At 45.5% G+C, this 26,060-nt stretch carries 28 protein-coding genes; 16 read left to right on the top strand and 12 right to left on the bottom strand.

Translation table 11 applies throughout. The features are described from left to right. The first annotated feature begins 320 nt into the window (after window positions 1–320). Window positions 321–872, top strand: coding sequence for a gamma carbonic anhydrase family protein (locus tag HUO09_RS20855; protein ID WP_167413011.1), 552 nt, complete (start codon window positions 321–323; stop codon window positions 870–872). Here HUO09_RS20855 and HUO09_RS20850 read toward each other — a convergent pair whose 3' ends face one another. From HUO09_RS20850 to HUO09_RS20835, 4 genes are all read right to left on the bottom strand, one after another. Beyond that, complete coding sequence (locus HUO09_RS20850; protein WP_188235199.1) at window positions 873–1,139, bottom strand: DUF1488 domain-containing protein; 267 nt, start codon at window positions 1,137–1,139, stop codon at window positions 873–875. Then, the gene (gene aroE / locus HUO09_RS20845; protein WP_188235198.1) at window positions 1,139–1,969 is read right to left on the bottom strand and encodes a shikimate dehydrogenase; all 831 of its coding nucleotides are present in this window, start codon (window positions 1,967–1,969) and stop codon (window positions 1,139–1,141) included. The genes HUO09_RS20850 and aroE overlap by 1 nt, the downstream gene beginning before the upstream one ends. An 81-nt stretch (window positions 1,970–2,050) precedes the next feature. Further along, on the bottom strand, window positions 2,051–2,965 hold the full coding sequence (hemF, locus tag HUO09_RS20840; protein ID WP_188235197.1) for an oxygen-dependent coproporphyrinogen oxidase: 915 nt from the start codon (window positions 2,963–2,965) through the stop codon (window positions 2,051–2,053). 35 nt (window positions 2,966–3,000) lie between these two features. Continuing rightward, window positions 3,001–3,558 carry an L-threonylcarbamoyladenylate synthase gene (locus tag HUO09_RS20835; RefSeq protein WP_188235196.1) on the bottom strand — a complete coding sequence of 186 codons (558 nt, stop codon included), beginning with the start codon at window positions 3,556–3,558 and terminating at the stop codon, window positions 3,001–3,003. Window positions 3,559–3,812: 254 nt separating this feature from the next. Between HUO09_RS20835 and purE the strand changes: the two genes are divergently transcribed. Together purE and HUO09_RS20825 are read left to right on the top strand one after the other, a co-directional pair. Then, the gene (purE, locus tag HUO09_RS20830; RefSeq protein ID WP_102942830.1) at window positions 3,813–4,298 is read left to right on the top strand and encodes a 5-(carboxyamino)imidazole ribonucleotide mutase; all 486 of its coding nucleotides are present in this window, start codon (window positions 3,813–3,815) and stop codon (window positions 4,296–4,298) included. Between the two features lie 3 nt (window positions 4,299–4,301). Continuing rightward, window positions 4,302–5,435 carry a 5-(carboxyamino)imidazole ribonucleotide synthase gene (locus HUO09_RS20825; protein WP_167413016.1) on the top strand — a complete coding sequence of 378 codons (1,134 nt, stop codon included), beginning with the start codon at window positions 4,302–4,304 and terminating at the stop codon, window positions 5,433–5,435. A 50-nt stretch (window positions 5,436–5,485) separates the two neighbouring features. Here HUO09_RS20825 and HUO09_RS20820 read toward each other — a convergent pair whose 3' ends face one another. The 4 genes from HUO09_RS20820 to HUO09_RS20805 are packed head-to-tail and all read right to left on the bottom strand — an operon-like array spanning window position 5,486 to window position 8,769. Further along, window positions 5,486–6,049: a type I DNA topoisomerase gene (locus HUO09_RS20820; RefSeq protein ID WP_167413017.1), complete on the bottom strand. Its 564-nt coding sequence runs from the start codon at window positions 6,047–6,049 to the stop codon at window positions 5,486–5,488. A 15-nt stretch (window positions 6,050–6,064) separates the two neighbouring features. Then, window positions 6,065–6,541: a DUF494 family protein gene (locus HUO09_RS20815; RefSeq protein WP_167413018.1), complete on the bottom strand. Its 477-nt coding sequence runs from the start codon at window positions 6,539–6,541 to the stop codon at window positions 6,065–6,067. A gap of 2 nt (window positions 6,542–6,543) precedes the next feature. Further along, window positions 6,544–7,659, bottom strand: coding sequence for a DNA-processing protein DprA (dprA, locus tag HUO09_RS20810; RefSeq protein WP_167413019.1), 1,116 nt, complete (start codon window positions 7,657–7,659; stop codon window positions 6,544–6,546). A 12-nt stretch (window positions 7,660–7,671) separates the two neighbouring features. Beyond that, window positions 7,672–8,769, bottom strand: a complete 1,098-nt coding sequence (locus tag HUO09_RS20805; RefSeq protein ID WP_188235195.1) for a LysM peptidoglycan-binding domain-containing protein — start codon at window positions 8,767–8,769, stop codon at window positions 7,672–7,674. A gap of 138 nt (window positions 8,770–8,907) precedes the next feature. Between HUO09_RS20805 and def the strand changes: the two genes are divergently transcribed. From def to HUO09_RS20775, 6 genes are all read left to right on the top strand, one after another. Continuing rightward, window positions 8,908–9,420: a peptide deformylase gene (gene def, locus HUO09_RS20800; RefSeq protein ID WP_042489422.1), complete on the top strand. Its 513-nt coding sequence runs from the start codon at window positions 8,908–8,910 to the stop codon at window positions 9,418–9,420. A gap of 17 nt (window positions 9,421–9,437) precedes the next feature. Next, the gene (gene fmt, locus HUO09_RS20795) at window positions 9,438–10,385 is read left to right on the top strand and encodes a methionyl-tRNA formyltransferase (RefSeq protein ID WP_167413021.1); all 948 of its coding nucleotides are present in this window, start codon (window positions 9,438–9,440) and stop codon (window positions 10,383–10,385) included. A gap of 118 nt (window positions 10,386–10,503) precedes the next feature. Next, the gene (gene rsmB, locus HUO09_RS20790; protein WP_167413031.1) at window positions 10,504–11,784 is read left to right on the top strand and encodes a 16S rRNA (cytosine(967)-C(5))-methyltransferase RsmB; all 1,281 of its coding nucleotides are present in this window, start codon (window positions 10,504–10,506) and stop codon (window positions 11,782–11,784) included. 62 nt (window positions 11,785–11,846) lie between these two features. Continuing rightward, window positions 11,847–13,223 (top strand): Trk system potassium transporter TrkA, encoded by a 1,377-nt coding sequence (gene trkA / locus HUO09_RS20785; RefSeq protein ID WP_167413022.1) that lies wholly within the window; start codon window positions 11,847–11,849, stop codon window positions 13,221–13,223. A 15-nt stretch (window positions 13,224–13,238) separates the two neighbouring features. After that, window positions 13,239–14,684 carry a TrkH family potassium uptake protein gene (locus tag HUO09_RS20780; protein ID WP_188235194.1) on the top strand — a complete coding sequence of 482 codons (1,446 nt, stop codon included), beginning with the start codon at window positions 13,239–13,241 and terminating at the stop codon, window positions 14,682–14,684. Window positions 14,685–14,686: 2 nt separating this feature from the next. Next, window positions 14,687–15,238, top strand: a complete 552-nt coding sequence (locus HUO09_RS20775) for a DUF3157 family protein (protein ID WP_188235193.1) — start codon at window positions 14,687–14,689, stop codon at window positions 15,236–15,238. On the opposite strand, the gene HUO09_RS20770 is transcribed toward HUO09_RS20775, so the two are convergent. Together HUO09_RS20770 and HUO09_RS20765 are read right to left on the bottom strand one after the other, a co-directional pair. Continuing rightward, window positions 15,235–15,879, bottom strand: coding sequence for a hemolysin III family protein (locus HUO09_RS20770; protein WP_167413025.1), 645 nt, complete (start codon window positions 15,877–15,879; stop codon window positions 15,235–15,237). The two genes, HUO09_RS20775 and HUO09_RS20770, sit on opposite strands and share 4 nt — an antisense overlap. A 90-nt stretch (window positions 15,880–15,969) precedes the next feature. Then, on the bottom strand, window positions 15,970–16,761 hold the full coding sequence (locus HUO09_RS20765; protein ID WP_188235192.1) for a sporulation protein: 792 nt from the start codon (window positions 16,759–16,761) through the stop codon (window positions 15,970–15,972). Window positions 16,762–17,073: 312 nt separating this feature from the next. Here HUO09_RS20765 and HUO09_RS20760 point away from each other — a divergent pair, with 312 nt between their 5' ends. The 5 genes from HUO09_RS20760 to HUO09_RS20740 all read left to right on the top strand — a co-directional run bounded on the left by HUO09_RS20760 (window position 17,074) and on the right by HUO09_RS20740 (window position 21,027). Beyond that, a complete protein-coding gene (locus HUO09_RS20760) occupies window positions 17,074–17,241 on the top strand; it encodes a hypothetical protein (RefSeq protein ID WP_102955528.1) in 168 nt (55 codons plus the stop codon). Between the two features lie 135 nt (window positions 17,242–17,376). Continuing rightward, entirely contained in the window at window positions 17,377–17,646 is a 270-nt protein-coding gene (locus HUO09_RS20755; RefSeq protein ID WP_188235191.1) for a YihD family protein, read from the top strand. Window positions 17,647–17,928: 282 nt separating this feature from the next. Further along, the gene (gene ccoG, locus HUO09_RS20750; protein WP_188235200.1) at window positions 17,929–19,353 is read left to right on the top strand and encodes a cytochrome c oxidase accessory protein CcoG; all 1,425 of its coding nucleotides are present in this window, start codon (window positions 17,929–17,931) and stop codon (window positions 19,351–19,353) included. A gap of 51 nt (window positions 19,354–19,404) precedes the next feature. Next, entirely contained in the window at window positions 19,405–20,391 is a 987-nt protein-coding gene (locus tag HUO09_RS20745) for a serine/threonine protein kinase (RefSeq protein WP_167413028.1), read from the top strand. 33 nt (window positions 20,392–20,424) lie between these two features. Then, entirely contained in the window at window positions 20,425–21,027 is a 603-nt protein-coding gene (locus tag HUO09_RS20740) for a thiol:disulfide interchange protein DsbA/DsbL (protein ID WP_188235190.1), read from the top strand. Between the two features lie 40 nt (window positions 21,028–21,067). Here HUO09_RS20740 and HUO09_RS20735 read toward each other — a convergent pair whose 3' ends face one another. Beyond that, window positions 21,068–21,946 carry an acyltransferase gene (locus HUO09_RS20735; protein ID WP_188235189.1) on the bottom strand — a complete coding sequence of 293 codons (879 nt, stop codon included), beginning with the start codon at window positions 21,944–21,946 and terminating at the stop codon, window positions 21,068–21,070. A gap of 124 nt (window positions 21,947–22,070) precedes the next feature. Further along, the gene (locus tag HUO09_RS20730) at window positions 22,071–23,597 is read right to left on the bottom strand and encodes a YifB family Mg chelatase-like AAA ATPase (RefSeq protein WP_188235188.1); all 1,527 of its coding nucleotides are present in this window, start codon (window positions 23,595–23,597) and stop codon (window positions 22,071–22,073) included. A 490-nt stretch (window positions 23,598–24,087) separates the two neighbouring features. Here HUO09_RS20730 and ilvG point away from each other — a divergent pair, with 490 nt between their 5' ends. Together ilvG and ilvM are read left to right on the top strand one after the other, a co-directional pair. After that, window positions 24,088–25,734, top strand: coding sequence for an acetolactate synthase 2 catalytic subunit (ilvG, locus tag HUO09_RS20725; protein WP_188235187.1), 1,647 nt, complete (start codon window positions 24,088–24,090; stop codon window positions 25,732–25,734). A 12-nt stretch (window positions 25,735–25,746) separates the two neighbouring features. Further along, entirely contained in the window at window positions 25,747–26,031 is a 285-nt protein-coding gene (ilvM, locus tag HUO09_RS20720) for an acetolactate synthase 2 small subunit (protein ID WP_167413513.1), read from the top strand. Window positions 26,032–26,060 lie beyond the last annotated feature (29 nt).

Genomic DNA, 26,060 nt, shown 5'->3' with positions numbered 1-26,060 from the left:
TCTTCCGTTCTTAGTGACTTAGGTCACTTCGGAAGAGGCGGTCATTTTAGCGATATAAACTTTCGTGTCAAACACTTTTTTAAGTTTATTTTCGTAGGCTTTTAGCCTTACAAAACAACCTTGCTGAACACCTTTTCGTTTCTTTCGAAGCTTGTCCGTGTCAGCGAGGGGGCATTATAGAGATCAGCTTCACATTGGCAAGTGCTTTTTTAAGTTTTTTTCTATTTTTTGTTTGTTTGGCTGTTTTTTGCGCGTAGCGGGCTATAAATGCAACTAATTGGCTTTTAATATGCCATTGTCAGCCATAAAAAGGAGGCCATATGAGCCCTGTTCGCAGTTACAAAGGTATCGCACCGAAAATTGGTTCCCGCGTTTATATCGACTCAACTTCTATAATTGTGGGCGATATTCAATTAGGAGACGACGCCAGTATCTGGCCATTAGTCTCCGCTCGTGGCGATGTAAACCACATACATATTGGTGAACGTTCCAACATCCAAGATGGCAGCGTATTGCATGTGACCCACAAAAATGCCGAAAACCCAAACGGCTACCCATTGATTATAGGTAACGATGTGACTGTCGGTCATAAAGTTATGCTACACGGATGCACAATTGGCGATCGTGTACTCGTTGGTATGGGCGCTATCGTTCTGGATGGTGTTGTCATAGAAAGTGATGTAATGATTGGCGCGGGTAGCTTGGTACCACCGGGAAAAGTTCTGGAGAGTGGTTACTTATATGTCGGAAGCCCAGTTAAGCAGGCTCGTCCTCTTTCAGACAAAGAACGAGCTTTCTTGCTCAAGTCAGCTGATAATTACGTGCAGACGAAAAATGACTATTTAAACAATGTTGAAGATGTGGCCCTTTGATTAGCTAACAACTTCAATCTGCCCAAGCTGATTGAAGGCTTCGTCTTCAATCAGTTCCTCAACCAGTTCCTCTAAGTCAAAGCGAACAGTCGCAAATGCGGCTAACGCTTCTTGCTCACTACTAATAGTGATCCCTGAGATCTTCGCAAGCTCATCGAGCGTAACAATACATTCAATTAAAGCGCCAGATTGCTGAGCAGGAAACGTTACTGCTTGTAGCTCACTGTTCCACTCTTGCATATCAGGGAAAAGAATCGATTGGTTCATTAGCCTTCCAAATTTTTTCTTAATTCACGATGGATTTGTTTCGTGCCGGGACGCAAACCGCGCCATAACATAAAGCTTTCGGCTGCTTGCCCAACTAACATTCCCAAGCCGTCGTAGACATGACCACAGCCATTATCCAGAGCCCATTGGTTAAAGATGGTTAGACCTTTGCCATACATCATATCGTAGGCCACACTTTGGGCACTGAATATAGAAGGCGATATCTCAGGTAACTTTCCATCTAAGCTTGCAGAGGTTGAATTGATTATGAGATCGAAACTGCCTTCGATTTGGCTCATCTCTGCCGCATTCACATTACCGAAGCGGCTAAACGACTGAGCTAATGAATCTGCTTTAGCAAAAGTACGGTTGGTTATGGTGATACTTGCAGGCTCTTTATCAATCAGAGGCTTCAATGCACCTTTGGCTGCACCACCAGCACCGATCAGTAGAATTTTGGCACCTTTTAGCGGCACCTGATATTGCATCAAATCCTGAACCAGACCTTCACCATCAGTGTTGTCACCCAGTATCTCGCCATCATCCAATTTTTTTAATGTGTTCACCGCTCCTGCCAGTTGCGCTCGCTCTGTTAATCGATCTACAAACTTGTAGGCGTCTTCTTTAAAAGGAACCGTAACATTGCATCCGCGTCCACCGTTGGTGAAAAATGCTTGAGCCGCAGCAACAAACCCATCTACTGGTGCTAACTCAGCAGTATATTCCATGCTTTGATTGGTTTGACGCGCAAACAGTGTGTGAATGAAAGGTGATTTGCTGTGTCCGATAGGATTACCAAACACCGCATAGTGATCTTTTACAAAAGCCATATCCCTGCCTCAACCAATAAAAAGTCGCTAAGTCTGTTTATTAACAGAACATAACGACCCTATCACTCAGTGCAATTTCTGTCACCACTGGCGCGGCACTAAAAACTCATTCAGTTTAGCTTCGCTGCTGCCAGCTTCCGGCTGGTAGTTATATTCCCAGCGAGCCAGTGGAGGCATAGACATCAGTATTGATTCTGTGCGACCGCCAGTTTGCAGACCAAAAAGCGTTCCTCGGTCGAACACTAAGTTAAATTCGACGTAGCGACCACGACGATACAACTGGAATTGACGTTCTCTCTCGCCATACTCGGTTGCTTTACGACGTTCAACAATCGGCACATAAGCTTGACAGTAACCTTCACCGACCGCTTTGATATAGTCAAAGCACTTATCGAACTCCCAATGGTTCAGATCATCGAAGAAAAGGCCACCGACACCGCGAGTTTCTTCTCGGTGAGGAAGATAGAAATAGCGGTCACACCACTCTTTATGCTGCTGATAAACATCATCACCAAACGGTTCACATAAAGCTTTCGCGGTTGAATGCCACTGCTGACAATCTTCAATAAAAGGATAGAAAGGTGTTAAGTCGAAACCACCACCAAACCACCAAATTGGCTCTTCACCTTCTTTCTCTGCAATAAAGAAGCGCACGTTGGCATGAGAGGTTGGAACATAAGGGTTTTTCGGGTGCATAACTAAAGAGACACCCATGGCTTCAAACTTACGTCCCGCCAATTCAGGGCGATGCGCTGTTGCTGACGCTGGCATTTGCTTCCCCGTAACATGCGAGAAATTGACGCCACCTTGCTCAAACACCAAACCATCACGCATCACACGAGAGCGGCCACCACCACCCAACTTTTCGCCCGCCTCACGATGCCAAGCGTCTTCCACAAACTTGGCGCCACCATCAACGTTCTCTAATTGCTGACAGATTTGATCTTGTAGTGACAGCAAAAATTGCTTCACCGCTTCTTTATTAATTGTCGACATCTTTTATTCCTTACGCATTCCCATCGCAGAGTGTGTTATCCCTGTCTTAATACTTGTAGGGTTTTCGCGTCGCGAATTTCACTTGGTTTGTTACGCCCACCAGTTGCGCCACGCAGAATCGCAACCAGTTTGTCACCAAGCTGCTCTTCAACTTCTTCCGTTGTCATACAAGAAGGTTGGCCAGTTAAGTTTGCACTGGTTGAGGTTAGCGGTTTACCGTAAGCGTTGCACAGTTGTTGAACCAAAGGATGATCGGTCACACGCACTGCGATGGTATCAAACTGACCACTGACCCATTTGGATACTTTACTGCTCGCTGGCATTACCCATGTAACAGGACCAGGCCACGTCGATTTAACTTGCTGCAATTGTTCTGCGGTTAACTGGCTTTCATCTATATAAGGGAGCAACTGCTCATAAGAGGCAGCAATCAAAATCAAACCTTTCTCTACCGGTCTTTGCTTTAGCTGCAGCAACTTCTCAATCGCTTCTGGGCTATCGGGATCGCAACCCACACCAAAAACACCTTCTGTCGGGTAAGCAATGACTTCTCCAGACTGTAATGCCTGTAAAGTTTGTTGAAAATTATCCACGAAAAACTACCTAATTGAGCTGACTTATTTCTATTTGCGCCCAGTGTACAAATTATCGGTGATTTCGCCTATACCTTAACGAACGGAAGTTCAAACCATTCATTCACGGATATAAAAGGATAATTTATCGTTCAACATTTGTTGAACACGACAGCGCAAACGTTTGCTTGATATAAAAATCCTCGTATAATGCGCGTCGTTCGCTTACGAAATTGTTCGATCTCGTAATTAAAAAATGCTTTAAGGAGTTTGAGATGAAAGTCGGTATTATCATGGGTTCCAAATCGGATTGGCCAACCATGAAACTTGCAGCAGAAATGCTAGAGCAATTCGGTGTTCCTTATGAAACGAAAGTAGTTTCAGCTCATCGCACTCCACAACTCCTAGCAGACTACGCAAGCAGCGCGAAAGAACGTGGCTTAAAAGTGATTATCGCTGGTGCTGGCGGTGCAGCCCACCTGCCTGGCATGGCAGCGGCATTCACTAGCTTGCCAGTTCTTGGTGTACCCGTTCAGTCTCGTGCTCTTTCTGGTCTAGACTCTCTATACTCAATTGTTCAAATGCCAAAAGGCATTGCGGTAGGTACGCTTGCAATAGGTGAAGCTGGCGCGGCAAACGCAGGACTTCTAGCAGCTCAAATCATTGGTACTTTTGATGAAGAAGTGATGGCAAAAGTGGAAGCTTTCCGCACCGCTCAAACAGAATCTGTACTGGCAAATCCAAATCCAGCCGAGGAATAATTGATGCACGTATTGGTATTAGGTTCAGGTCAGCTTGCACGTATGATGTCATTGGCTGGCGCACCACTTAATATTGAAATTTCTGCGTTTGACGTTAACAGCAAGAATGTTGTTCATCCTTTAACTCAAGCTGTGATTGGTCATGGCTTAGAGCAAGCGATAGAAAAGGCTGATGTCATTACCGCTGAGTTTGAGCATATTCCTCATGATGTGCTTGAAGTGTGTGAACGTAGCGGAAAATTCCTACCAAGCACTGAATCCATTAAAGCTGGCGGTGATCGCCGACTTGAAAAAGCACTGTTAGATAACGCTGGCGTACGTAATGCAAAGTACACCGTTATCAATAACCGTGAAGATTTCGATACAGCGATCGCTCATGTAGGTATTCCTATGGTACTAAAAAGTGCTTTAGGTGGTTATGACGGTAAAGGGCAATGGCGCCTAAAAAATGCAGAAGACGCAGATAAAATCTGGCCAGAAATGGCAGATTGCCTAGCAGCATCCGCTAATCAGGCGATTGTTGCAGAAGAATTTGTTCCTTTTGACCGTGAAGTATCTCTGGTTGGTGCTCGTGGCAAAAATGGCGAAGTTGCCGTTTACCCATTAGCTGAAAACGTGCACGTGAATGGTGTCCTTAGCCTCTCGACAGCCATTGATGCTCCTGAGCTACAAGAACAAGCAAAAGAGATGTTTACCGCTGTGGCAAACAGCTTGGATTACGTTGGCGTTTTAGCTTTAGAGTTCTTTGATGTTCAAGGAAAACTGCTGGTTAACGAAATCGCTCCTCGCGTACACAACTCTGGTCACTGGACACAACAAGGTGCGGAAATCTGTCAGTTTGAAAATCATCTGCGCGCGGTTTGTGGCATGCCATTAGGCAGCACCAAACTGGTTCGCGAGACATCGATGATTAATATTCTTGGCGAAGACTCGTTACCAGAAAGCCTACTAGCAATGGAAGGTTGCCATATTCACTGGTACGGTAAAGAAAAGCGTCCGGGAAGAAAAATGGGCCACATCAACGTAACGGCTGATTACCACGGTGAGCTGGTGCGTAAACTGTGTGAGCTGGCAGACGTTTTAGATGCAGAAGCATTTCCAGCAGTTCAGGAAGTTGCGAAACAATTTAAATCTTAAGATTTAAATCCAGATACAAAAACGGCGCTTAAAGCGCCGTTTTTTATGTTCTATTCCTGAATATGCCCGCACTTGCGATCCGCACATTGATACTTAGTTCCGCTAGCGAGCTTCTTCTCTACCAGTAATGAGAAACCACATTTCTCACACTTACCATCTACTGGAGGTAAGTTAACGGCAAATTTGCACTTAGGGTAAGTATCACAAGCATAAAACGTTTTACCAAAACGCGTTTTACGCTCGGCAAGATGACCTTTACCGCACTCCGGACAAGCATGTAGCTTGCTTGGCTTGCTTTCGTCTGCAGGATTATCTTGAGATTCGATATGGTGACATTTAGGGTAAGCACTACAGCCGATAAACATGCCATAACGCCCTTGGCGCAATACCAACTCACTTCCACATTCAGGACAAGGCACACCAAGTTCTTTGACTATGTGCCCGTCATTCTGGTGCAGTGGCTTTATGTAGTCGCAATTGGGATATTGAGTACAGCCGAGAAACGGGCCATGTTTGCCATGGCGAAGCTGTAAAGCTCCGCCACACTTCGGACAAGGTTCGTTCAGCGCATGCTCATGAGCTGAGAATAGCTCGTTATCAATTTTACCGCTCATAATACGTCTATTAGCTTAATGAAGAATACCTTGCTCTTTGCTGTACAAGAGCTCTTCCATAAGCGTATAAGCGTTCTCATTTCCGGGAACATTGAACAGCACCATTAGAATGATCCACTTCAGGTCATCCAACTCTAATTCATTGGTCTCTAGACCCATGACTCTGTCGATCACCATTTCGCGAGTTTCAGGTGTTAATACCTTAATTTGCTCTAAAAATAGGATGAAACCACGAGATTCTAGGTCTAAACGCTCCATCTCTTGCGCGGTAAAAATACGCATAGATGTCGCCGAACTGGTTGAAATCGCTGACTGTGCATCCGTTTGTTGCAATGCCGCTAGCTCTTCTAACCAGTTTAGGGCTTTGTAGATATCTTTTTGGTGAAACCCTGCTCGAAGCAATTCATCTTCAAGCTCGTCTTGATCCACTTGCAACTCTGCATCGCTATGGATATAAGTTTCAAACAGATACATCAGAATATCCATCATCATAGCTAGCCCCTCCCCTTACGAATATAGCCACCGGAAACTGCAACAACATGCCCTGAAAGCTCAAGCTCTAAGAGCTGCATCATGACTTCTTGGACAGGTATATGGGTCCTGCTTGCAAGAATATCAACTGGTGTAGCTTCTTCTCCTACGTTAGCTAACAGCTCGGGAAATGGCAATTCATCTTCGCTATTTAGGGGTAAAAAAAGTGTATGCTGACATTGCTGAGGTTGTAAGCGATTGAAATCCAGCATAGATTCAAGTTCATCAACGATGTGTTGTACATTCTGAACTAAGCATGCACCCTGTTGAATTAAACGATTACTGCCGACACAATTGGGGTTAAGAATAGATCCCGGTACCACAAATACCTCTCGGTTTTGTTCCGTTGCATAGCGAGCAGTAATCAAAGAGCCGCTTTTTTCGGCAGCTTCAACAACCAGAACCCCCATTGATAACCCACTGATAATCCGGTTGCGCCGAGGAAAATGTGTCGGGCGAGGTTTCGCATCAGGACGAAACTCTGAAACTAAAGCACCGTTTTCTATAATACGAGCGGCGAGATTTTTATGTCTCGAAGGGTATATAGACGCTAACCCAGAGCCTAAAACTGCTATCGTTTTGCCACCAGCTTTCAAAGCGCCATCATGTGCGTAGCCATCCACACCCAACGCAAGGCCGCTAGTGACGGCCAACTCTTTTTCAACCAGTTGCCCAGCAAACTGGTGGGCAATTTTCTGACTATCAATACTGGCGTTACGACTACCAACAATGGCGATTTGTGGTTGGTTCAAGGTTTCCAGTTGCCCTTCAACAAAAAGAACATCAGGTTTTGAGGAGATTTGTTGCAATAGAGCAGGATACGAATCGCAAAATGGCGTGATGATATGCCTTCCGGCTTGTGCTTTTAACCACTCGAGAGATTCTTCAACCTCTCTCTGAGCATCATGCATTAAATAGTGGGCCTGCTCAGAAGCCACCCCCGCTGACTGCCACTGGCTGGCTGAATAGCTAAAAAGGTTGGAAAGGGAATCTCGGCTCAACAACCGTTTAACAGACTTTTTACTCAATTTTGGCGTAAAGCTTAGCGCCAACCAAGCTGATAAATCCCTCTCATTCATGGCTGACTCTATTTAATCGTCAGTATCAGAAGATAGAGGCTGAGCGGCATTAGCCGCGAGCGGAGACAAGGCCATAACATCTTGATTGAATGCCGTTTGACTGCGGGTGATTAACGCTAAGCTGAATTTGTCATACGGACGAATCACCATTAACTCGCCGACTTTATTGCTAGGCAATTGCATTCCTTTATCAAACCATTTCTTTTCATAACTAAACTCTCCTTGCGAACCAAACACATGGCTACCCGTCTGATAAACTTCAAACATACTGCCTTGCTTTAAGCCAGCTTCTTCACCTTGGTTCAAAACCACAACCTGACCTTGTGCAAAAAACTGACTACCTTCCAAAGCACCCAATATACGGGCATTGACATTGTTCGGCGCAGGGTGAGGGAAGAATGTCGTCGTCAGTTTCAAGCTGTCGATAGCAACCAATGGCAAAACAATATCGTTTTGCATCACCTCTTGAGACTGCTCTTTAATACGCAATTCGGATAAAGTTTCTTCGGATCGAACAAGTTCACCCAAAGCGATAAGGCGTAATGCCACTAACACTTCTTTGTCGAGTTCAAACTCACTGGCGGGACGATATATCCCCCATTGGGTTTGAGTATGATGACCAGTAAAATAGAGCACATCTTGCTGGGTAATGTATTGATGCCCTTCGCTATCACCCAATACTTTACCGCTGGTTGCCAACACGTTTTTACTTATCAATCGGTCAGACTGCAAATACGGCATCACCAAACCTTGTTCCACCACTGGCACTGCTTGCTTTTTCACTTTACGCACTTTGGGACTTAAGGTGACTTTGGGTTTGAACTTCAGCTGAGGCTTACCGTTCTTCCAGACTAAATAGAGCTGATCGCCGGGATAAATTAAATGTGGGTTTTCAATATCAGAGTTAATATCCCACAATTGCGGCCACAACCACGGGTTATTCAAGTACATGGCCGAGATATCCCACAAGGTATCCCCTTTCACGACCGTGTAAGTCGTCGGCGCGCCTTGTTTAATAGCCAACTGCGTTGGTTGCTGGGCGAAAGTCTTCGAAGCGAAACAATTTAACGCTATGAACACTAGAAAAAAATAACCTTTCAATCGAGTCATGACCTTACATCCTGCGTTAAATGAATGAGAATGATTTTGATAAATCTCGCAGGATGCTGTCATTTGACTCATAAAATGTCTAGAATTGAGCCAACAAGCTTTATCCTGTTTCGGCCTAGTTCAATATTTCGAGTGTATATGTCTGTATTACAAGTATTAACATTCCCTGATGACCGTCTTCGCACCGTTGCCAAGCCGGTTGAAAAAGTCACACCAGAGATCCAAACCATCGTAGATAACATGATTGAAACCATGTATGACGAAGAAGGTATTGGTTTAGCTGCGACCCAAGTCGACATTCACCAACGTATCGTGGTGATTGATATTTCTGACAGCCGTGATCAGCCAATGGTATTGATTAACCCAGAAATTATTGAGAAGCGCGGCGAAGATGGCATTGAAGAGGGCTGTTTATCTGTCCCTGGTGCTCGTGCTCTTGTGCCACGTGCAGCTGAAGTCACGGTTAAAGCTCTTAACCGTGATGGTGAAGAATATACTTTCGAAGCAGATGACCTTCTGGCGATTTGTGTACAGCACGAATTAGACCACCTAGAAGGCAAACTATTTGTTGATTATCTTTCACCGCTAAAACGTAAGCGCATCAAAGAGAAGCTAGAGAAAATCAAACGCTTCAACGACAAGAATCAATAAAATTTAGAGAGGTTACCTTGAGCCAATCATTACGTATTGTCTTTGCAGGTACTCCGGATTTCGCCGCCCGTCACTTGGCGGCGTTGTTGTCTTCGGAGCACGAAATTATTGCCGTTTATACTCAACCGGACCGTCCTGCTGGCCGTGGTAAAAAACTGACTGCCAGCCCAGTAAAAACGCTAGCGCTTGAGCATAATATTCCTGTCTATCAGCCAGAGAACTTTAAATCAGACGAAGCGAAACAAGAGCTGACTGATTTAAACGCAGACTTAATGGTGGTGGTTGCTTATGGCCTACTACTACCTCAAGCGGTTTTAGATACACCAAAACTGGGTTGTATCAATGTGCATGGTTCAATCCTGCCACGTTGGCGCGGTGCAGCTCCGATTCAACGCTCTATCTGGGCGGGTGATGCCCAAACGGGTGTAACCATCATGCAAATGGACATCGGTTTAGATACGGGTGATATGCTGAAAATTGCTACGTTGCCAATCGAAGCAACGGATACCAGCGCATCCATGTACGAGAAGCTTGCAGAGCTTGGCCCACAAGCGTTGGTTGAATGCTTAGTCGATATTGCGAACGGCAGTGCAAAAGCGGAAAAACAAGACGATGAACTTGCCAATTACGCCAAGAAACTCAGCAAAGAAGAAGCTCGTATCAACTGGAGTGATGAGGCTGTACACATCGAACGATGTGTTCGTGCATTTAACCCATGGCCAATGAGTCACTTTGAAGTTGCAGAAAATAGCATCAAAGTTTGGCAAAGCCGTGTTGTGGATCAAAACTCGGACCAAGCAGCTGGTACCATAATACAGGCCGACAAAACGGGTATTTATGTCGCGACGGGTCGTGGCGTCTTAGTGCTAGAACAGCTTCAAGTTCCGGGTAAAAAAGCAATGCCGGTACAAGACATACTCAATGCACGAGCAAGCTGGTTTGAAGTCGGTACTCAACTAAGCTAAGTATGCTTAGCCACGCACTGAGCTGTGGCTAAATCTCCCTGTCCTGATAGTTACAGGAAGGGAAAGTACATTAATCACAGGGGCAGAGATGTCCCTATTGAATTTTAAGGGTTTCACCATGAATGTTCGCGCAGCAGCTGCTAACGTCCTTTTCCAAGTGGTCGACAAAGGTCATTCACTTTCTCACGCTCTTCCAGCAGCTCAAAAAACCATTCGCCCAAGAGATCATGCTCTGTTGCAAGAGATTTGCTACGGCGCTCTACGTTATCTTCCTCGTTTAGAGTCTATTGCCAATGAGCTGATGGAGAATCCTCTCAAGGGCAAAAAGCGCGTTTTCCACCACCTGATTCTGGTCGGGCTCTACCAATTAGGCTTCATGCGCATTCCTTCTCACGCCGCGGTTGCTGACACAGTGGAAGGTACAAAAACTCTGCGTGGTGAAAACCTGAGTGGACTCATTAACGCTGTATTACGTAATTATCTGCGCAACCAAGAAGAGCTAGACCAGTTCGCCGTTAGTCACAACGCAGGCAAATATGGTCACCCAAACTGGATTCTTAAAATGCTGCAAGAGAGCTACCCAGAGCAATGGGAAGCGATCGTAGAAGCGAACAACAGCAAAGCTCCAATGTGGTTGCGTGTGAACCGCCAGCATCATACTCGAGATGAGTACCAGATCCTGCTGGATGAAGCTGAGATTGAATACACCCTTCATCCAGAAGCGGCGGATGCAATCAAACTGACCACACCGTGTGATGTCACCTTGCTTCCGGGTTTTGAAAAAGGTTGGGTATCGGTGCAAGATGCAGCAGCTCAGTTAGCGATTGATTACCTTCAACCAAAAGAAGGTGAGCTGATTCTAGACTGTTGTGCGGCGCCGGGTGGTAAAACTGCGCATATTCTGGAACATACCGAAGATACAGAAGTGGTTGCGCTTGATAGCGATGCGACACGACTGAATCGAGTGCACGACAACCTAGAACGTTTAAATCTGAAGGCCGATGTTATTTGTGGTGATGCACGTTATCCGCAACAGTGGTGGCAAGGCGGACAATTTGATCGTATTTTGCTCGATGCGCCATGTTCAGCGACAGGTGTCATTCGTCGTCACCCAGACATTAAATGGTTACGTCGCGCGAACGACATTGATGCATTAGCCGAGCTGCAAAGTGAAATTTTGCAGGTAATGTGGCAACAATTGAAGCCTGGTGGTACGTTAGTTTACGCAACATGCTCAATTACCCCTCAGGAGAACGTCCTGCAGGTTAAAGACTTTTTAGCGCGTACAGCTGACGCGCAACTGATTGGTTCAGATCCAGAGCAACCAGGTCGTCAAATTCTTCCTGGCGAGCAAGATATGGATGGCTTCTACTACGCAGTTATGGTTAAAAACGCGTAAGTTATTGAATCAAAGGCAGCCTGAGGCTGCCTTTGATATTAGTAGATAATAAGAGAACAGGTATGAAAATCATCATTCTTGGTGCAGGGCAAGTTGGCGGAACACTCGCCGAAAACTTGGTGGGCGAAAACAACGACATTACTGTTGTTGATAAAAACGGTGACCGCCTAAGAGAACTGCAAGATAAATATGATTTACGCGTTGTGAATGGCCATGCCAGTCACCCTGACGTACTGAGAGAAGCAGGCGCACAAGATGCGGATATGCTGGTTGCGGTAACCAATACCGATGAAACCAATATGGCAGCCTGCCAAGTCGCTTTTACTCTGTTTAACACCCCGAACCGAATTGCCCGTATTCGTTCACCTCAATATCTTGCTGAAAAAGAAGCGTTATTCCAGTCAGGCGCAGTACCCGTCGATCACCTAATTGCACCTGAAGAACTGGTGACAAGCTACATCGAACGCTTGGTTCAATACCCGGGCGCATTGCAAGTTGTTAGCTTTGCAGACGAAAAAGTCAGCCTAGTAGCAGTAAAAGCCTATTACGGCGGCCCGCTAGTGGGGAACGCGCTGTCAGCACTACGCGAACACATGCCTCACATCGATACCCGTGTTGCGGCTATCTTCCGTCAAGGTCGACCTATCCGACCTCAAGGCACTACGATTATTGAAGCGGATGACGAAGTGTTCTTCGTCGCAGCAAGCAACCATATTCGCTCAGTCATGAGTGAGCTGCAGCGTTTAGAAAAGCCCTACCGCCGAATAATGATTGTTGGTGGTGGTAACATTGGTTCCAGCCTAGCGAAACGCCTTGAACACACTTATAGCGTTAAGCTGATTGAACGTAACTACAACCGAGCAGAACAGCTCTCAGAAGAGTTAGAAAACAGTATCGTTTTCTGTGGCGATGCCGCAGACCAAGAACTACTGACCGAAGAGAACATCGACCAAGTGGATGTGTTCATCGCGTTAACCAACGAAGATGAAACCAACATTATGTCAGCGATGCTGGCAAAACGCCTTGGTGCGAAAAAGGTAATGGTACTGATCCAGCGTGGCGCATACGTCGATCTCGTTCAGGGTGGTGTAATTGATGTGGCGATTTCGCCACAACAAGCCACTATTTCCGCGCTGCTTACCCACGTTCGCCGCGCAGATATTGTAAACGTATCCTCACTGCGTCGTGGTGCAGCAGAAGCGATTGAAGCCATCGCACATGGTGATGAAACAACCTCTAAAGTTGTTGGCCGTGCAGTAGGTGATATCAAGCTTCCGCCGGGTACCACTATTGGTGCGATTGTGCGTGGAGAAGAAGTTTTGATTGCCCATGACCGTACGGTTATTGAGCAGGATGACCACGTGGTTATGTTCCTTGTGAACAAGAAATACGTGCCGGACGTCGAAGCTTTGTTCCAGCCAAGTCCTTTCTTCTTATAGGTTATTGGCGTCACTATGCTGAATCTACGCCCCATTTTGTTTGTCGTAGGGTTAGTTCTCTCAAAACTAGCCCTGTTTATGTATGTGCCAACCATAGTTGCCTTCGTAACAGGTACAGGCGGATTCCTCGACTTCGCACAAGCAGTTATCATCACGCACGTTGTGGCTTTCATCTGTTTGACCATAGGCCGAACATCCGATTTTCGTCTCAGCGTGCGGGACATGTTTCTTATCACCAGTTTAGTGTGGACCATTGCCAGTGCGTTCGCGGCACTGCCATTTGTCTTCATCAACCATATCAGCTTTACCGATGCCTACTTTGAAACCATGTCTGGTTTAACTACCACAGGTTCCACGGTTCTCAGTGGACTTGATAATATGGCACTAAGCATTCTGTTATGGCGTTCGATTTTGCAATGGCTCGGTGGTGTTGGCTTTATCGTTATGGCTGTTGCGGTACTGCCAATGCTCAACGTGGGTGGTATGAAGCTGTTCCAGACGGAATCTTCTGATTGGTCTGATAAAAGTAGTCCACGAGCCAAGACCGTTGCGAAGAACATTGTCGCGGTCTACTTAGTGCTAACCCTGCTGTGCATTATGGGCTACATGCTAACCGGAATGGGCTTATTTGATGCCATCAACCATGCATTCACCACATTGTCTACGGGTGGTTACTCAACCTCTGACAGCTCGATGAATCACTTCTCTAATGGTGCACATTGGATTGCAACTCTGTTTATGTTCCTAGGCGGTCTACCATTCCTGCTGTTTGTTGCTACCTTGAGAAAACGTAGTCCTATGGTGCTGCTGAAGGACGCACAGGTTCAAGGGTTCTTCTTGCTGTTTATTGTTGCAAGCTTAGTTGTTGCGGCATGGCTCAACCTTAATAATGGCTACTCAATGCTGGACGCTCTGCGCATATCCATGTTCAACATTGTTTCCGTGGTCACGACTACAGGTTATGGCCTTGATGACTTCACCACTTGGGGCGCACTTCCCACCACACTGTTTGGTTTTATCATGATGGTAGGAGCATGTTCAGGTTCGACCGCGGGTGGTATTAAAATCTTCCGTTTCCAAATCTGCTTTGCCTTACTGAAAAATCAGATGATGAGGCTGATTCACCCAAATGGGGTTTTCGTTCAACGTTATAACCAACGCCCTGTGAATGAAGATATAGTCCGCTCAGTGGTTGCTTTCGGTCTTACCTTTGCCATCACCATCATTTTAATTGCAGGGTGTTTATCCGCAATGGGACTGGATCCTGTGACGAGCATTTCAGGGTCGATCACCGCTGTAGCAAACGTCGGACCGGGAATGGGCACCGTTATTGGTCCGACAGGTAACTTTGCACCACTTCCTGATGCGGCAAAATGGGTGCTAAGTTTTGGAATGTTGATGGGGCGCTTAGAGATTTTGACCATACTGGTGCTGTTCTTCCCAGCATTCTGGAGACGATAATCATGAAATGTATTCCTAGCACACTGGCGATTGCTTTAATTGCCATCACTGCTAATGCATCAGCTAGCCAAGTCATCGAACTACAGGATGGACGTAAAGTTCAGCTCAATGATGATTTTACTTGGCGATATGTTCAGCCTGAAAACACCAATCAAGACACGACTCTTACTGTAGCTGCGCCCATTGTCTCTTCACAACGCGGAACAACGCTCACACTTGAGAGAGGCAAGCCGACATTGCAACTGTCTGACTCCGGTGTGGATATTGTTATTGGTGCCGCCAGTTATCAAAATGGCAAGGTTGTTTTACCAACCGCTATCACCAATCAAAGTTCGCTATCGGTAATCAATGTTCAACTTAAGATTGAGCTTTTGGACAGCCAGGGGAAAAAGCTCGCAGAGCAAGAAACGGTTGTTTGGCAATCGATAAAACGTCTGGCGGAAACCTATCTGCGACCAAAGACAGCCGCAGAAGGCAGAGTGATAGAAATTGAAGTGCCGAAAGCAGAGGGCTATCAGCTTATTGCGACGGTTTCAAACCTAGAAACCCGCTAAATCGGATTTACGTACAGGTAGATCGCCAAGAAGTGGCAAGCGCAACCCGCTAGAACAAAGCCATGCCAAATTGCATGGTTATATGGGATGCGCTTCGCTACGTAGAAAATCACACCCAGTGAATAAACCACGCCACCCGCCGCCAATAGCGTTAATCCGCCCACATCCAGATTCAAAGCGAGCTGGTAAATCACCACCAGAGATAACCAACCCATTGCGAGATATGAAATCAGCGAAAAACGCTTAAATCGATACACAAAAGCGATTTTCATGATGATACCCAGCAGAGCAATCGACCAGATCACTATCATCAAACCAAAAGCCAGCGGAGTGCGTAAGCCTACGAGCAGGAAAGGGGTATAGCTACCCGCGATCAATAAGTAAATGGCACAGTGGTCGAAGATTTTTAACCAATGTTTCGCTCTTTGATGAGGAACCGCGTGGTAAAGCGTCGAAGCAAGAAACAGTGCGATCATACTGCCACCATAAACGCTCATACTGGCAATAGTCAGGGCATCTGCACTATGGTTTACCGCTTTTACCAGCAATAAAATCAAACCCACAATACCCAATATCAAACCAATGCCATGACTAATCGCATTGGCTATTTCTTCTTTCACACTGTATTCACTCACTGACATAGCACACCCACATAGAACAGGACAGTAGGCAGAGTATGACACATTCAGCTTACAACTGTAAGCTAGAAATGTTAATTTTTAGTTAAGGCACTATGAGTGAGAATCCAGATATTCGAGCACTTTTGTCCCTGCCGCTTGTGGCGATTCACCGCTAGTAATCGTCATTTGACGTTTTAATTCTCCTAGCCCCAACAGACTTGCAAGCATGCCTGTTGCCCCTCTTTGGTAGCGGTCAATTTCAAACCACATTTGCAAAGAGTCCTGGTCACGATAAGCCACAATTTCCAACTCACGCCAACGTCCATGGAAAGGCCCAGTGGTCGGCACAAATTCAAACTCTTGTACAAATGGCAGAGCAAAGCCTTTTGCAGCTTCACATTCAACCTGACGTAAACGCAGCCCTTGCTCTTCCAACTCAGAAAAAATGCCATCCATCAGAGGATCTGGACGAACGGTCAAAATATCTTTATCGGTCGGATCGAGCGCCATCGCAATATCGAGACCAGTCTCTAACCAAACTTTGGCATCGCCAATGGTGACAGGAGTATTCCAAGGTACATCTAGCGACACATCAAAGTCGCGTGTCTCGCCTGGCTGAATAGTAAATGAATACGGCAGCGACCAATCCGCTAGAACGTAAGTTCGATGAACTTTACGCTTACGCGAACCATGCTGTTTGGACCTGTCTTCCAAGACTTCTTCTACATAGCGACAGCACAGTTTTAATTCAATATTATCAATATCCTGTGAACTTGAACCGCCATATACGTGAACGGTAAATTTCACAGGTTGACCGGGATAAAGTACTTCTTGTTGAAGAACGGAATCCACCTTCGCGGAACCTATTCCAAAACTTGCGAGGGTTTTCTTGAGAAACGACATACACACCTCCTTCAATCGCTATTCATAGTAAAGCGCATTCCATAGTAAAACGTATGACTAAAAACTCAATTGCAGTCCTCACACAACCAATTCATTTTTTTTAACATATTGACTGGTTAACTATCGACCAATTGAAAACTTGGTGCTAATCTAACTTCGATATGATTTATATCGTTATTCCTAGACAATTTAAGTGGATTGGCGATTGCCAGAAGGAGCCATCCTTCAAACACTTCGGTGCCAGAAGAGCAGCTCATAGTTGCCTAGGTCCATTACATCGGCAATGGATATGCCTGACTGTTAGGTAAATGAATGCGCCCAACAACTGTCAGGTTTTCGCACACAAACCGTAGTGCAATGCGTCGTCGTAGTGGCTTCGTTGCTGCTCCGGTTGCGAAAAAGCTTGCACCTGCAAAAACTCTTGTTGAGACCAATGCACTGACTGCATCGCCAGAGACAAAAGTCGAACAGGCTGCTTAATAGAAAAGCGCAGAGCTATTTGGTTATATAGGCGATTTGCTTATATAAGAAAGTAATCTGCGCTTTTTTCTTTTCTACTTTTTCCTACATTTGATACCTTTAGCTTAAAACCATTAAAAGACTGTGGAGAAAGCTATGAAGTGTCACCGTATTGAAGAGTTGCTTGAGTTACTTGAGCCGGAATGGCAAAAAGATTCTGAATGTAACTTAATCCAGTTCATCGTCAAATTAGCAGCCGAAGCGGGCTACAAAGGTTCGTTAGAAGAACTCACTGATGATGTTCTCATCTATCACCTTAAAATGCGTAACAGCGCAAAAGATGAAGTCATCCCAGGACTGAAAAAAGATTACGAAGACGATTTTAAAACAGCGCTACTTCGTGCTCGTGGTGTTATCAAAGATTAAGAACCCCATCGAAAAGAGCGACTTTTATGTCGCTCTTTTTTGTCATCACCTTTTTTAGCAACGAGTTTGTATTGGTAACTGATTTGTATTGATAACTGAAAAGAAATACACATTTTGTTGTTAAAGATTGATTGCCTTAAAGAAATAAAAATGTTGATGGCGTTATAATCGCCCACTTATTAAAACAATACTCATCCTTCTCACACGGTGCTGAAGGGGAAAGCAATGTCAGAGAGTGCCGCCACTTTTGAAACGGCACCAAAACGCCCAAAGGAAGATTCCATGAGTCAGGACAAAATAGACATTAAAGATGTGACTCCCAAAGTCTTTAACCCCAAAACCCACAAAGGTCAGGGAGGAGACAGATTTAATCCGAGTAAAGGAATTTACGTTCGAGAAAGTAAAGGGACTTACCAGAAACTGCGTCGCTACGGTGGCTGGTTCTTATTATTACTTTTTGGATTGGTTCCTTGGATCTCTTACGGTGATCGCCAAGCCATCCTATTGGATATGGGTAATCAACAGTTCAACTTTTTCGGCACCACACTTTATCCGCAAGATTTAACCTTACTTGCACTCCTGTTTATGATTGCCGCATTCGGACTGTTCTTCCTCACTACATTCTTAGGACGAGTATGGTGTGGTTACCTCTGCCCGCAAACTGTATGGACTTTTATGTACATCTGGTTTGAAGAAAAACTCGAAGGCAGCGCCAATAAACGCCGCAAGCAAGATTCGGGTAAGATGACGGCCAAACTGGCGATGCGCAAAACGCTCAAACATATTGCTTGGTTTGCAATTGCGTTAGTTACGGGTTTCACTTTTGTTGGCTATTTCGTGCCTATTCGCGACCTAGTTATCGACTTTTTCACCCTAAACGCCACTTTCTGGCCAGTGTTCTGGGTTCTGTTCTTTGCCATCTGTACTTATGGTAATGCTGGTTGGATGCGTTCAATCATGTGTATTCACATGTGTCCTTACGCTCGTTTCCAATCGGCCATGTTTGATAAAGACACTTTCATTGTTGGCTACAACACCGCTCGCGGCGAACAACGTGGACCTCGCTCTCGCAAAGCCGATCCTAAAGCGCTAGGGCTGGGTGACTGTATTGACTGTGACTTGTGTGTTCAAGTGTGCCCTACCGGTATCGATATTCGTGATGGCTTACAGTATGAGTGTATCAACTGTGGTGCCTGTATCGATGCCTGTGATACGACTATGGAACGCATGGGTTATGAGAAAGGACTGATTAACTACACTACTGAACATCGCCTATCCGGTAAACACACCAAAGTTATGCGTCCAAAACTGCTTGGTTATGGCGCAGTATTACTGATTATGTGTGGTCTGTTTGTTGCTCAAATTGCCGCGGTCGACCCAGCAGGCCTGAGCGTGATTCGCGATCGTAACCAGTTATTTAGAACCAACAGCGCAGGTGAAGTGGAAAACACCTACACGCTTAAAGTCATCAACAAGACTCAGCAAACTCAAGACTATAAACTTGATGTTTCTGGCCTCTCTGATGTGACTTGGTATGGTAAACAAACGGTACAGGTGAAACCGGGCGAAGTGGTCAACCTACCAATGAGTTTAGGTGTCAAACCGGATAGCTTAAGTTCTCCTGTTGCGACAATTCAGTTTATACTCAGCGACGATACCAACCAATTCACGATGGAAGTTGAAAGCCGCTTCATTAAGAAGCTGTAAACTTCATCATTATCAAAGGAAAAGGGCTCAGTAATGAGCCCTTTTTAATCAATGACTCAAGCAACGTTTCACTTTGACGCATTAACCCCCGATCTCATGTGGTATGCACTAGAGAGCATCGGTATTCGTGCAGAATCCGGCTTTCTTGCTCTTAACAGCTATGAAAACCGTGTGTATCAATTTGTGGATGAAGACAAACGGCGCTTCGTCGTGAAGTTTTACCGTCCAGAGCGATGGACTTCAGACCAAATACGAGAAGAACATGAATTTGCTCTCGAATTAGCGGAAGCGGAGATCCCGTTAGTTCCACCATTGGTTATCAATGGTGCGAGCCTCCATCACTATCAAGGCTATGACTTTGCACTGTTCAACAGTGTCGGCGGTCGTCAATTTGAAGTCGATAACGAAGAACAACTGGAATGGGTGGGTCGCTTTTTAGGACGCATTCATAAAATAGGCTCTGAAAAAAACTTCCAACATCGGCCGACATTGAGCTTGGAAGAATACCTGTACCAGCCACGAGAGTTGCTACAAAACTCTCAGTGTATTCCAATGCATTTGGAGAATGTGTTCTTTAATGACTTAGACTTGCTGATCAAAAGAATTGAGCAGCAATGGTCAAGCAAACATGCCAACATTCGCCTCCATGGCGACTGTCATCCCGGCAATATTTTGTGGCGTGACGGTCCAATGTTCGTCGATCTTGATGACGCTCGTAATGGTCCAGCGGTGCAAGATTTATGGATGCTACTCAATGGTGAACGACAAGATAAGCTCGTTCAACTGGATATTTTGCTTGAAGGCTACCAAGAGTTTTGCGATTTTAACGTCTCGGAATTGAAACTAATTGAGCCACTTCGTGGTCTACGAATGGTGCACTACATGGCTTGGTTGGCAAAACGTTGGGACGACCCAGCATTCCCAATCGCCTTTCCTTGGTTCAACGATCCTAAATATTGGGAAAGCCAAGTGCTGTCATTCAAAGAACAAATCTCAGCATTAGACGAGCCGGCGCTCTCACTAATGCCACAATGGTAATTTATTGCCTTTAAAGGAAAAATGGAGTCCGTAATGAAAAAATTGTTTGCACTGGTTGCAACCCTGATGTTTAGCCTTTCGGCTTACGCAACAGACTTTCAGGAAGGAGTGCACTACAAAGAGCTCGACTTAACACCTTCTTCAAAACCTAGCGTAGTAGAGTATTTCTCATTTTACTGCCCGCACTGTAATCAGTTTGAGCCAATCATTGCTCAACTTAAAGATAAGCTGCCAGAAGGCGTGAAATTGCAAAAGAATCACGTATCTTTCATGGGCGGCAACATGGGTAAGTCTATGAGTAAAGCTTACGCAACGATGATTGCGCTTGGCGTTGAAGACAAAATGATTCCAGTTATGTTCAACCGCATTCACAACTTACGTAAGCCACCAAAAGACGATCAAGAGCTTCGCCAGATCTTTACTGATGAAGGTATTGATGGCGGCAAGTTCGATGCTGCATTTAACGGCTTTGCTGTCGATTCTATGGTTCGTCGTTTTGATAAACAGTTCCAAGAAGCTGGCCTAAGCGGTGTTCCTTCTGTTGTGGTAAACAACCACTACTTGGTTCAGGCTCAAGGTATCAAAACATTGGATGAATACTTCGAGTTGGTGAACTTCTTGATCAACAAAAATTAAATAAGAAATAGGGAGCACAAGCTCCCTATTTCTTTTTTGATTAAGATTTATAAATCTCTTTCAACATCTCATCTTTATATTGCCACACATCCCCCAGCCACAGCTGAAACTGACGCTTGTAAGGCTTGTCATTGAAGTAATCACCGGAGACATTCTCATCAACAGGCAATACCCGAACACGTACCACGACTCTTTTCATGCGCCCCATCAACATGTCTCGGAATGGTTTTTCTAAATTGTCGGGGTATGCAAGGGTGACATCAATAATGTTTTCAAACTGCTCCCCCATCGCCGCTAAGGTATAAGCCATACCACCAGATTTCGGCGGTAGAAGGTGCTGATAAGAGGAACGTACCGCTTGCTGCTTATGATTATCAAAACGAGTACCTTCAACATAATTTACTACTGTAGTTGGATGGAATTTAAACTTCTCACATGAGCGGCGAGTTGTTTGCAAATCCTGACCACGCTTTTCCGGATGACGAAGCAAGTATTCTCGGGAATAACGACGCATAAAAGGCATATCAAGCGCCCAACACCCCATACCAACAAAAGGCACATACAGGAGCTGATGCTTTAAGAAGAACTTAGGCATAGGTATACGATCCTTAAATACCGAGCACAGCACGACAATATCCGTCCAGCTCAAATGATTACTGATCAATAAGTACCAGCCATCTTTCTTTAAGTCTTCGCCCCCTTCAATATCCCACTGCACAGGATTTGAAATAGCAAGCAACCCAGCATTCACCGTCGCCCACATCCACATTGCTTTATCCGCCATCTGTGTAGCACGCGCCTTCAGTTTAGGGGTAGGCAGCAGCACTTTAATGACCGCAATTGCACAGATAACAAGAGAGCTTATCGCCGTATTAACGATAACGAGTAAGGCATTGATAATGAGCAGTAAATAAGACAACGCTGAACCTTCAATTCAATGAGCAAAAAATAAGCGCCCAATTATACAAGCTTGTTATTTTTTTAAAATATCATTCGGCAATGGTCAGATTACTGATAAATGTATGCTTATCAGTAAGCAGCCACTAACAAATTGATTGCGAAGTCAGTTGTTTAAGTAACCTGTCCATCGCTCGGTAACCTAGCGCTTCCGCAAGATGAGAACGATTTATCTGCCCCTCACCCTGCAAATCAGCAATCGTGCGTGCCACTTTAATGATGCGATGGTATGCCCGAACGGATAACCCCAAACGGTGCAGTGCATTTTCTAGAAACTCTGCATCCGGCTTAGTTAAAGGGCAAACTTGCTCTATCTCTCGGCTCTGCAACAAGGCATTCACTTTTCCGCTTCGCTCTAACATTTTTTCACGTGCTTGCAGCACTCGCTCTTTGACCGTCGCCGTAGGCTCTCCCCTGTCACCACCATTAGACAATGTGCCTTTGGGTAAAGCCGGTATCTCTATCGACATATCAAATCTGTCGAGCAATGGGCCCGACAAGCGACTCAAATAACGTAAAATCACCTGCGGATTGACGCGAGCCTGCTCACCCTCGTGATAGCCAGTCGGGCTTGGGTTTAACGCACCCACCAGTTGAAAACGAGCAGGAAAGCGAGTTTTTCCTTGCACGCGGGAAATGATGATTTCGCCAGACTCCAAAGGTTCTCGAAGTGAGTCTAAGACTTTTCGTTCAAATTCTGGCATCTCGTCGAGAAACAGCAAACCATTGTGGGCGAGAGAAATTTCCCCCGGACGAGGAATAGAGCCTCCGCCGACCAAAGCAGCCATTGAACTTGAATGATGAGGCGAACGAAACGGCCGCTGTTTCCAGTTATGACTGTTGATCTCTTGTTGTGTGAGAGAAGCGACAGAGGCAGTTTCCATCGCCTCAACGTCAGTCATTGGCGGCAATAAGTCACACAAGCGTGAAGCCAGCATGGTTTTGCCCGTTCCGGGAGGCCCCAAAAACAGCAGATTATGATTACCCGCCGCTGCAATTTCTAAAGCCCGCTTACCTTGCTGCTGGCCGATAATGTCTTGCAAGTCTCTTTCAATACGTACGCTTGGCGCTTTGCTTGAACTCTCAAACAAGCTCAGTGTTTTCTGTCCGCAAAGATCTGCACACACTTCCAGTAGCGTTTGCGCCGATTTATGCAGATTACTGTCGACGAGAGCAGCCTGATCACCATTTCCATGCGGAACAACCAAACTTCTCTTGCCCTTTGATGCCGCTAACGCTGCTGGTAACACGCCTTTCACGCTACGAAGTTCACCTGACAGAGCAAGCTCACCGATAAACTCGTGTTTATCCAAACTCGTTTGTGAAATTTGGTTCGATGCAGCCAAAATACCTAACGCTATAGGCAAATCAAATCTTCCGCCCTCTTTAGGTAGATCGGCTGGCGCTAAGTTGACAGTAATTTTCTTGGCTGGAAACACAAACTGAGAATTAATAATGGCACTGCGCACTCTGTCTCTTGATTCCTTCACAGTGGTTTCAGGCAAACCCACCAGTGTAAATCCCGGCATCCCATTACTAATATGAACTTCCACTGTCACTGAAGGAGCTTCAACCCCCACACTTGCTCGGCTATGAATAATCGCGAGTCCCATTTTTTCCCTTATTCTTTGATTAACAATCACTCAGCAGCCAATCAAGCCTTCTATCGGCTAGTGGCAATTGTTATATATCGTGGCAACACAAAACTAGAATGTGAAAAAAGAATGAGTTTTTGCTTGTCATGTAACGGAGATGTATGTTACCACTAGAGACGCAAACAATTGCGCATACTATTAAAACGATTTTTTAGAGCAAATAATGAATTTGAACGCCCGCTTTAACTCTCTGATTACCCTGATTATCGTGGTCATTATTAAGACCGCGCGGGGACTTGCAGGCGTAAAATAATTGCCAAGATTCAAAAAGCCCCCGCACTGAAAAGTTCGGGGGCTTTTTTACAACTTTTATACTTAGACAGAATAAAAAGCACATACTGATTAATACCTGATCTGATATGTCAGGAAGAATGGGAGCGCACATGACGTGCAAACACAACACAACAAACAATCACAGCGATTCAAGTCGCAATAACGGAGGCATACGATGACGGGAGCGCAACTAGTCGTAGCCGCTTTAAAACAACAGGGTATCAAGACCGTTTTTGGTTATCCGGGTGGCGCAATAATGCCCATCTATGATGCTTTGTATGATGGCGGAGTAGAACACATACTGTGTCGCCACGAACAAGGTGCTGCAATGGCTGCCATCGGTATGGCCAGAGCAACTCAAGACGTAGCAGTATGTATGGCAACATCAGGCCCTGGAGCCACTAACCTTGTAACCGGCCTTGCCGATGCCTTTCTAGATTCCGTTCCACTCGTTGCTATCACAGGTCAGGTCGCCAGCTCTCACATTGGTACTGACGCTTTCCAAGAAATGGATGTGATAGGTATGTCTCTCTCTTGTACCAAACACAGCTACCTTGTTACCGATATTAATGAGCTTGCTCCAACGCTTGCAGAAGCATTTGAAGTAGCTAAAACTGGCCGCCCAGGTCCTGTTATCGTTGATATCGCTAAAGATGTGCAGCTTGGTCAAGCGCCAGTGACTTCTCTTCCGAGTTTTACACCGCCAGCGATTCCTCAAGTAGACCCTCAGCAGTTAGTCAAAGCTCAACAGCTGATGGCTGAAAGCAAACGTCCTGTTTTGTATGTCGGCGGTGGTGTTCAACTGGCTCATGCTACCGACTGTGTACGTAACTTCTTGCGCTTGAATCCTATGCCTTCAGTGAGCACGCTAAAAGGCTTGGGTACCATCGAGCGCCACGATCCGCACTACCTTGGCATGTTGGGTATGCACGGCACCAAAGCCGCTAACCTAGTCGTTCAGGAAAGCGATTTGTTGATCGTTGTGGGTGCTCGTTTTGATGACCGTGTGACTGGCAAGCTGGATACCTTTGCTCCACACGCAAAAGTCATTCACATTGATATTGATGCAGCGGAATTCAACAAACTACGCAAAGCTAACGCAGCGTTGCGTGGTGACATCAATGCTATCTTGCCTCAACTAGAATTGAGCCACGATATCGCACCTTGGGTTCACCACAGTGAAAGCTTACGCAGTGGATTTAAGTGGCGCTATGACCATCCGGGCGAGCTTATTTATGCTCCACTGTTGTTGAAGCAACTGTCTGACATGATGCCAGATAGCTCAATTGTCTCCACCGATGTAGGTCAACACCAGATGTGGGCGGCGCAGCATGTTCAACCACGTATGCCTCAAAACTTCATCTCATCAGCGGGTTTAGGCACGATGGGCTTTGGTTTACCTGCGGCGATGGGCGCGGCTGTCGCTCGTCCAGAAGACCAATCGATTCTGGTGTCTGGTGACGGTTCATTCATGATGAACGTCCAAGAACTTGGCACCCTGAAACGCCGTAAAATTCCGGTGAAGATGGTACTGTTGAACAACCAACGTTTAGGTATGGTTCGTCAATGGCAATCGCTATTCTTCGATGGTCGCCACAGTGAAACTATCCTAGACGACAACCCAGACTTCGTCATGCTGGCAAAAGCGTTCGATATTCCGGGTAAAACCATCACTAAGAAAGAAGAAGTTGAACCCGCATTAAAAGAGATGCTTGAAAGCAAAACCGCTTACCTACTTCATGTCTTAATTGATGAAGAAGAAAACGTATGGCCGCTGGTACCACCTGGCGCATCCAACAATGACATGTTAGAGAACACTTAAGAGAGGCTCACCATGCAAAGATATCTGTTAGACATCAAAGCAGACGATAAACCAGTACTACTTGAGCGTGTTCTGCGTGTTATTCGCCACCGTGGTTTCATCATTAAACAAGTAGCAGCGACGCAAAACCATGAAAGTAAGGTTGCCAGTGTAGAGATCATTGTCGATAGCGACAGACCAATTACGACATTGACGAACCAAATTGAAAAATTATGGGATATTCGCACGGTTGATGTAACCAACATCAGAAATGACGAACTGCCAAACAACAATTTACAACAACAAATTTGCGCTTAGAGCCATTCGTTCTTAAGCCACTAATTTAT

The sequence above is a fragment of the Vibrio sp. Y2-5 genome (assembly GCF_014596725.1).
In the GTDB taxonomy this organism is placed as follows: Bacteria; Pseudomonadota; Gammaproteobacteria; order Enterobacterales; family Vibrionaceae; genus Vibrio.
The sequence above is the reverse complement of the archived record's forward strand: the minus strand, read 5'-3'. Positions and strand labels throughout refer to the sequence as shown.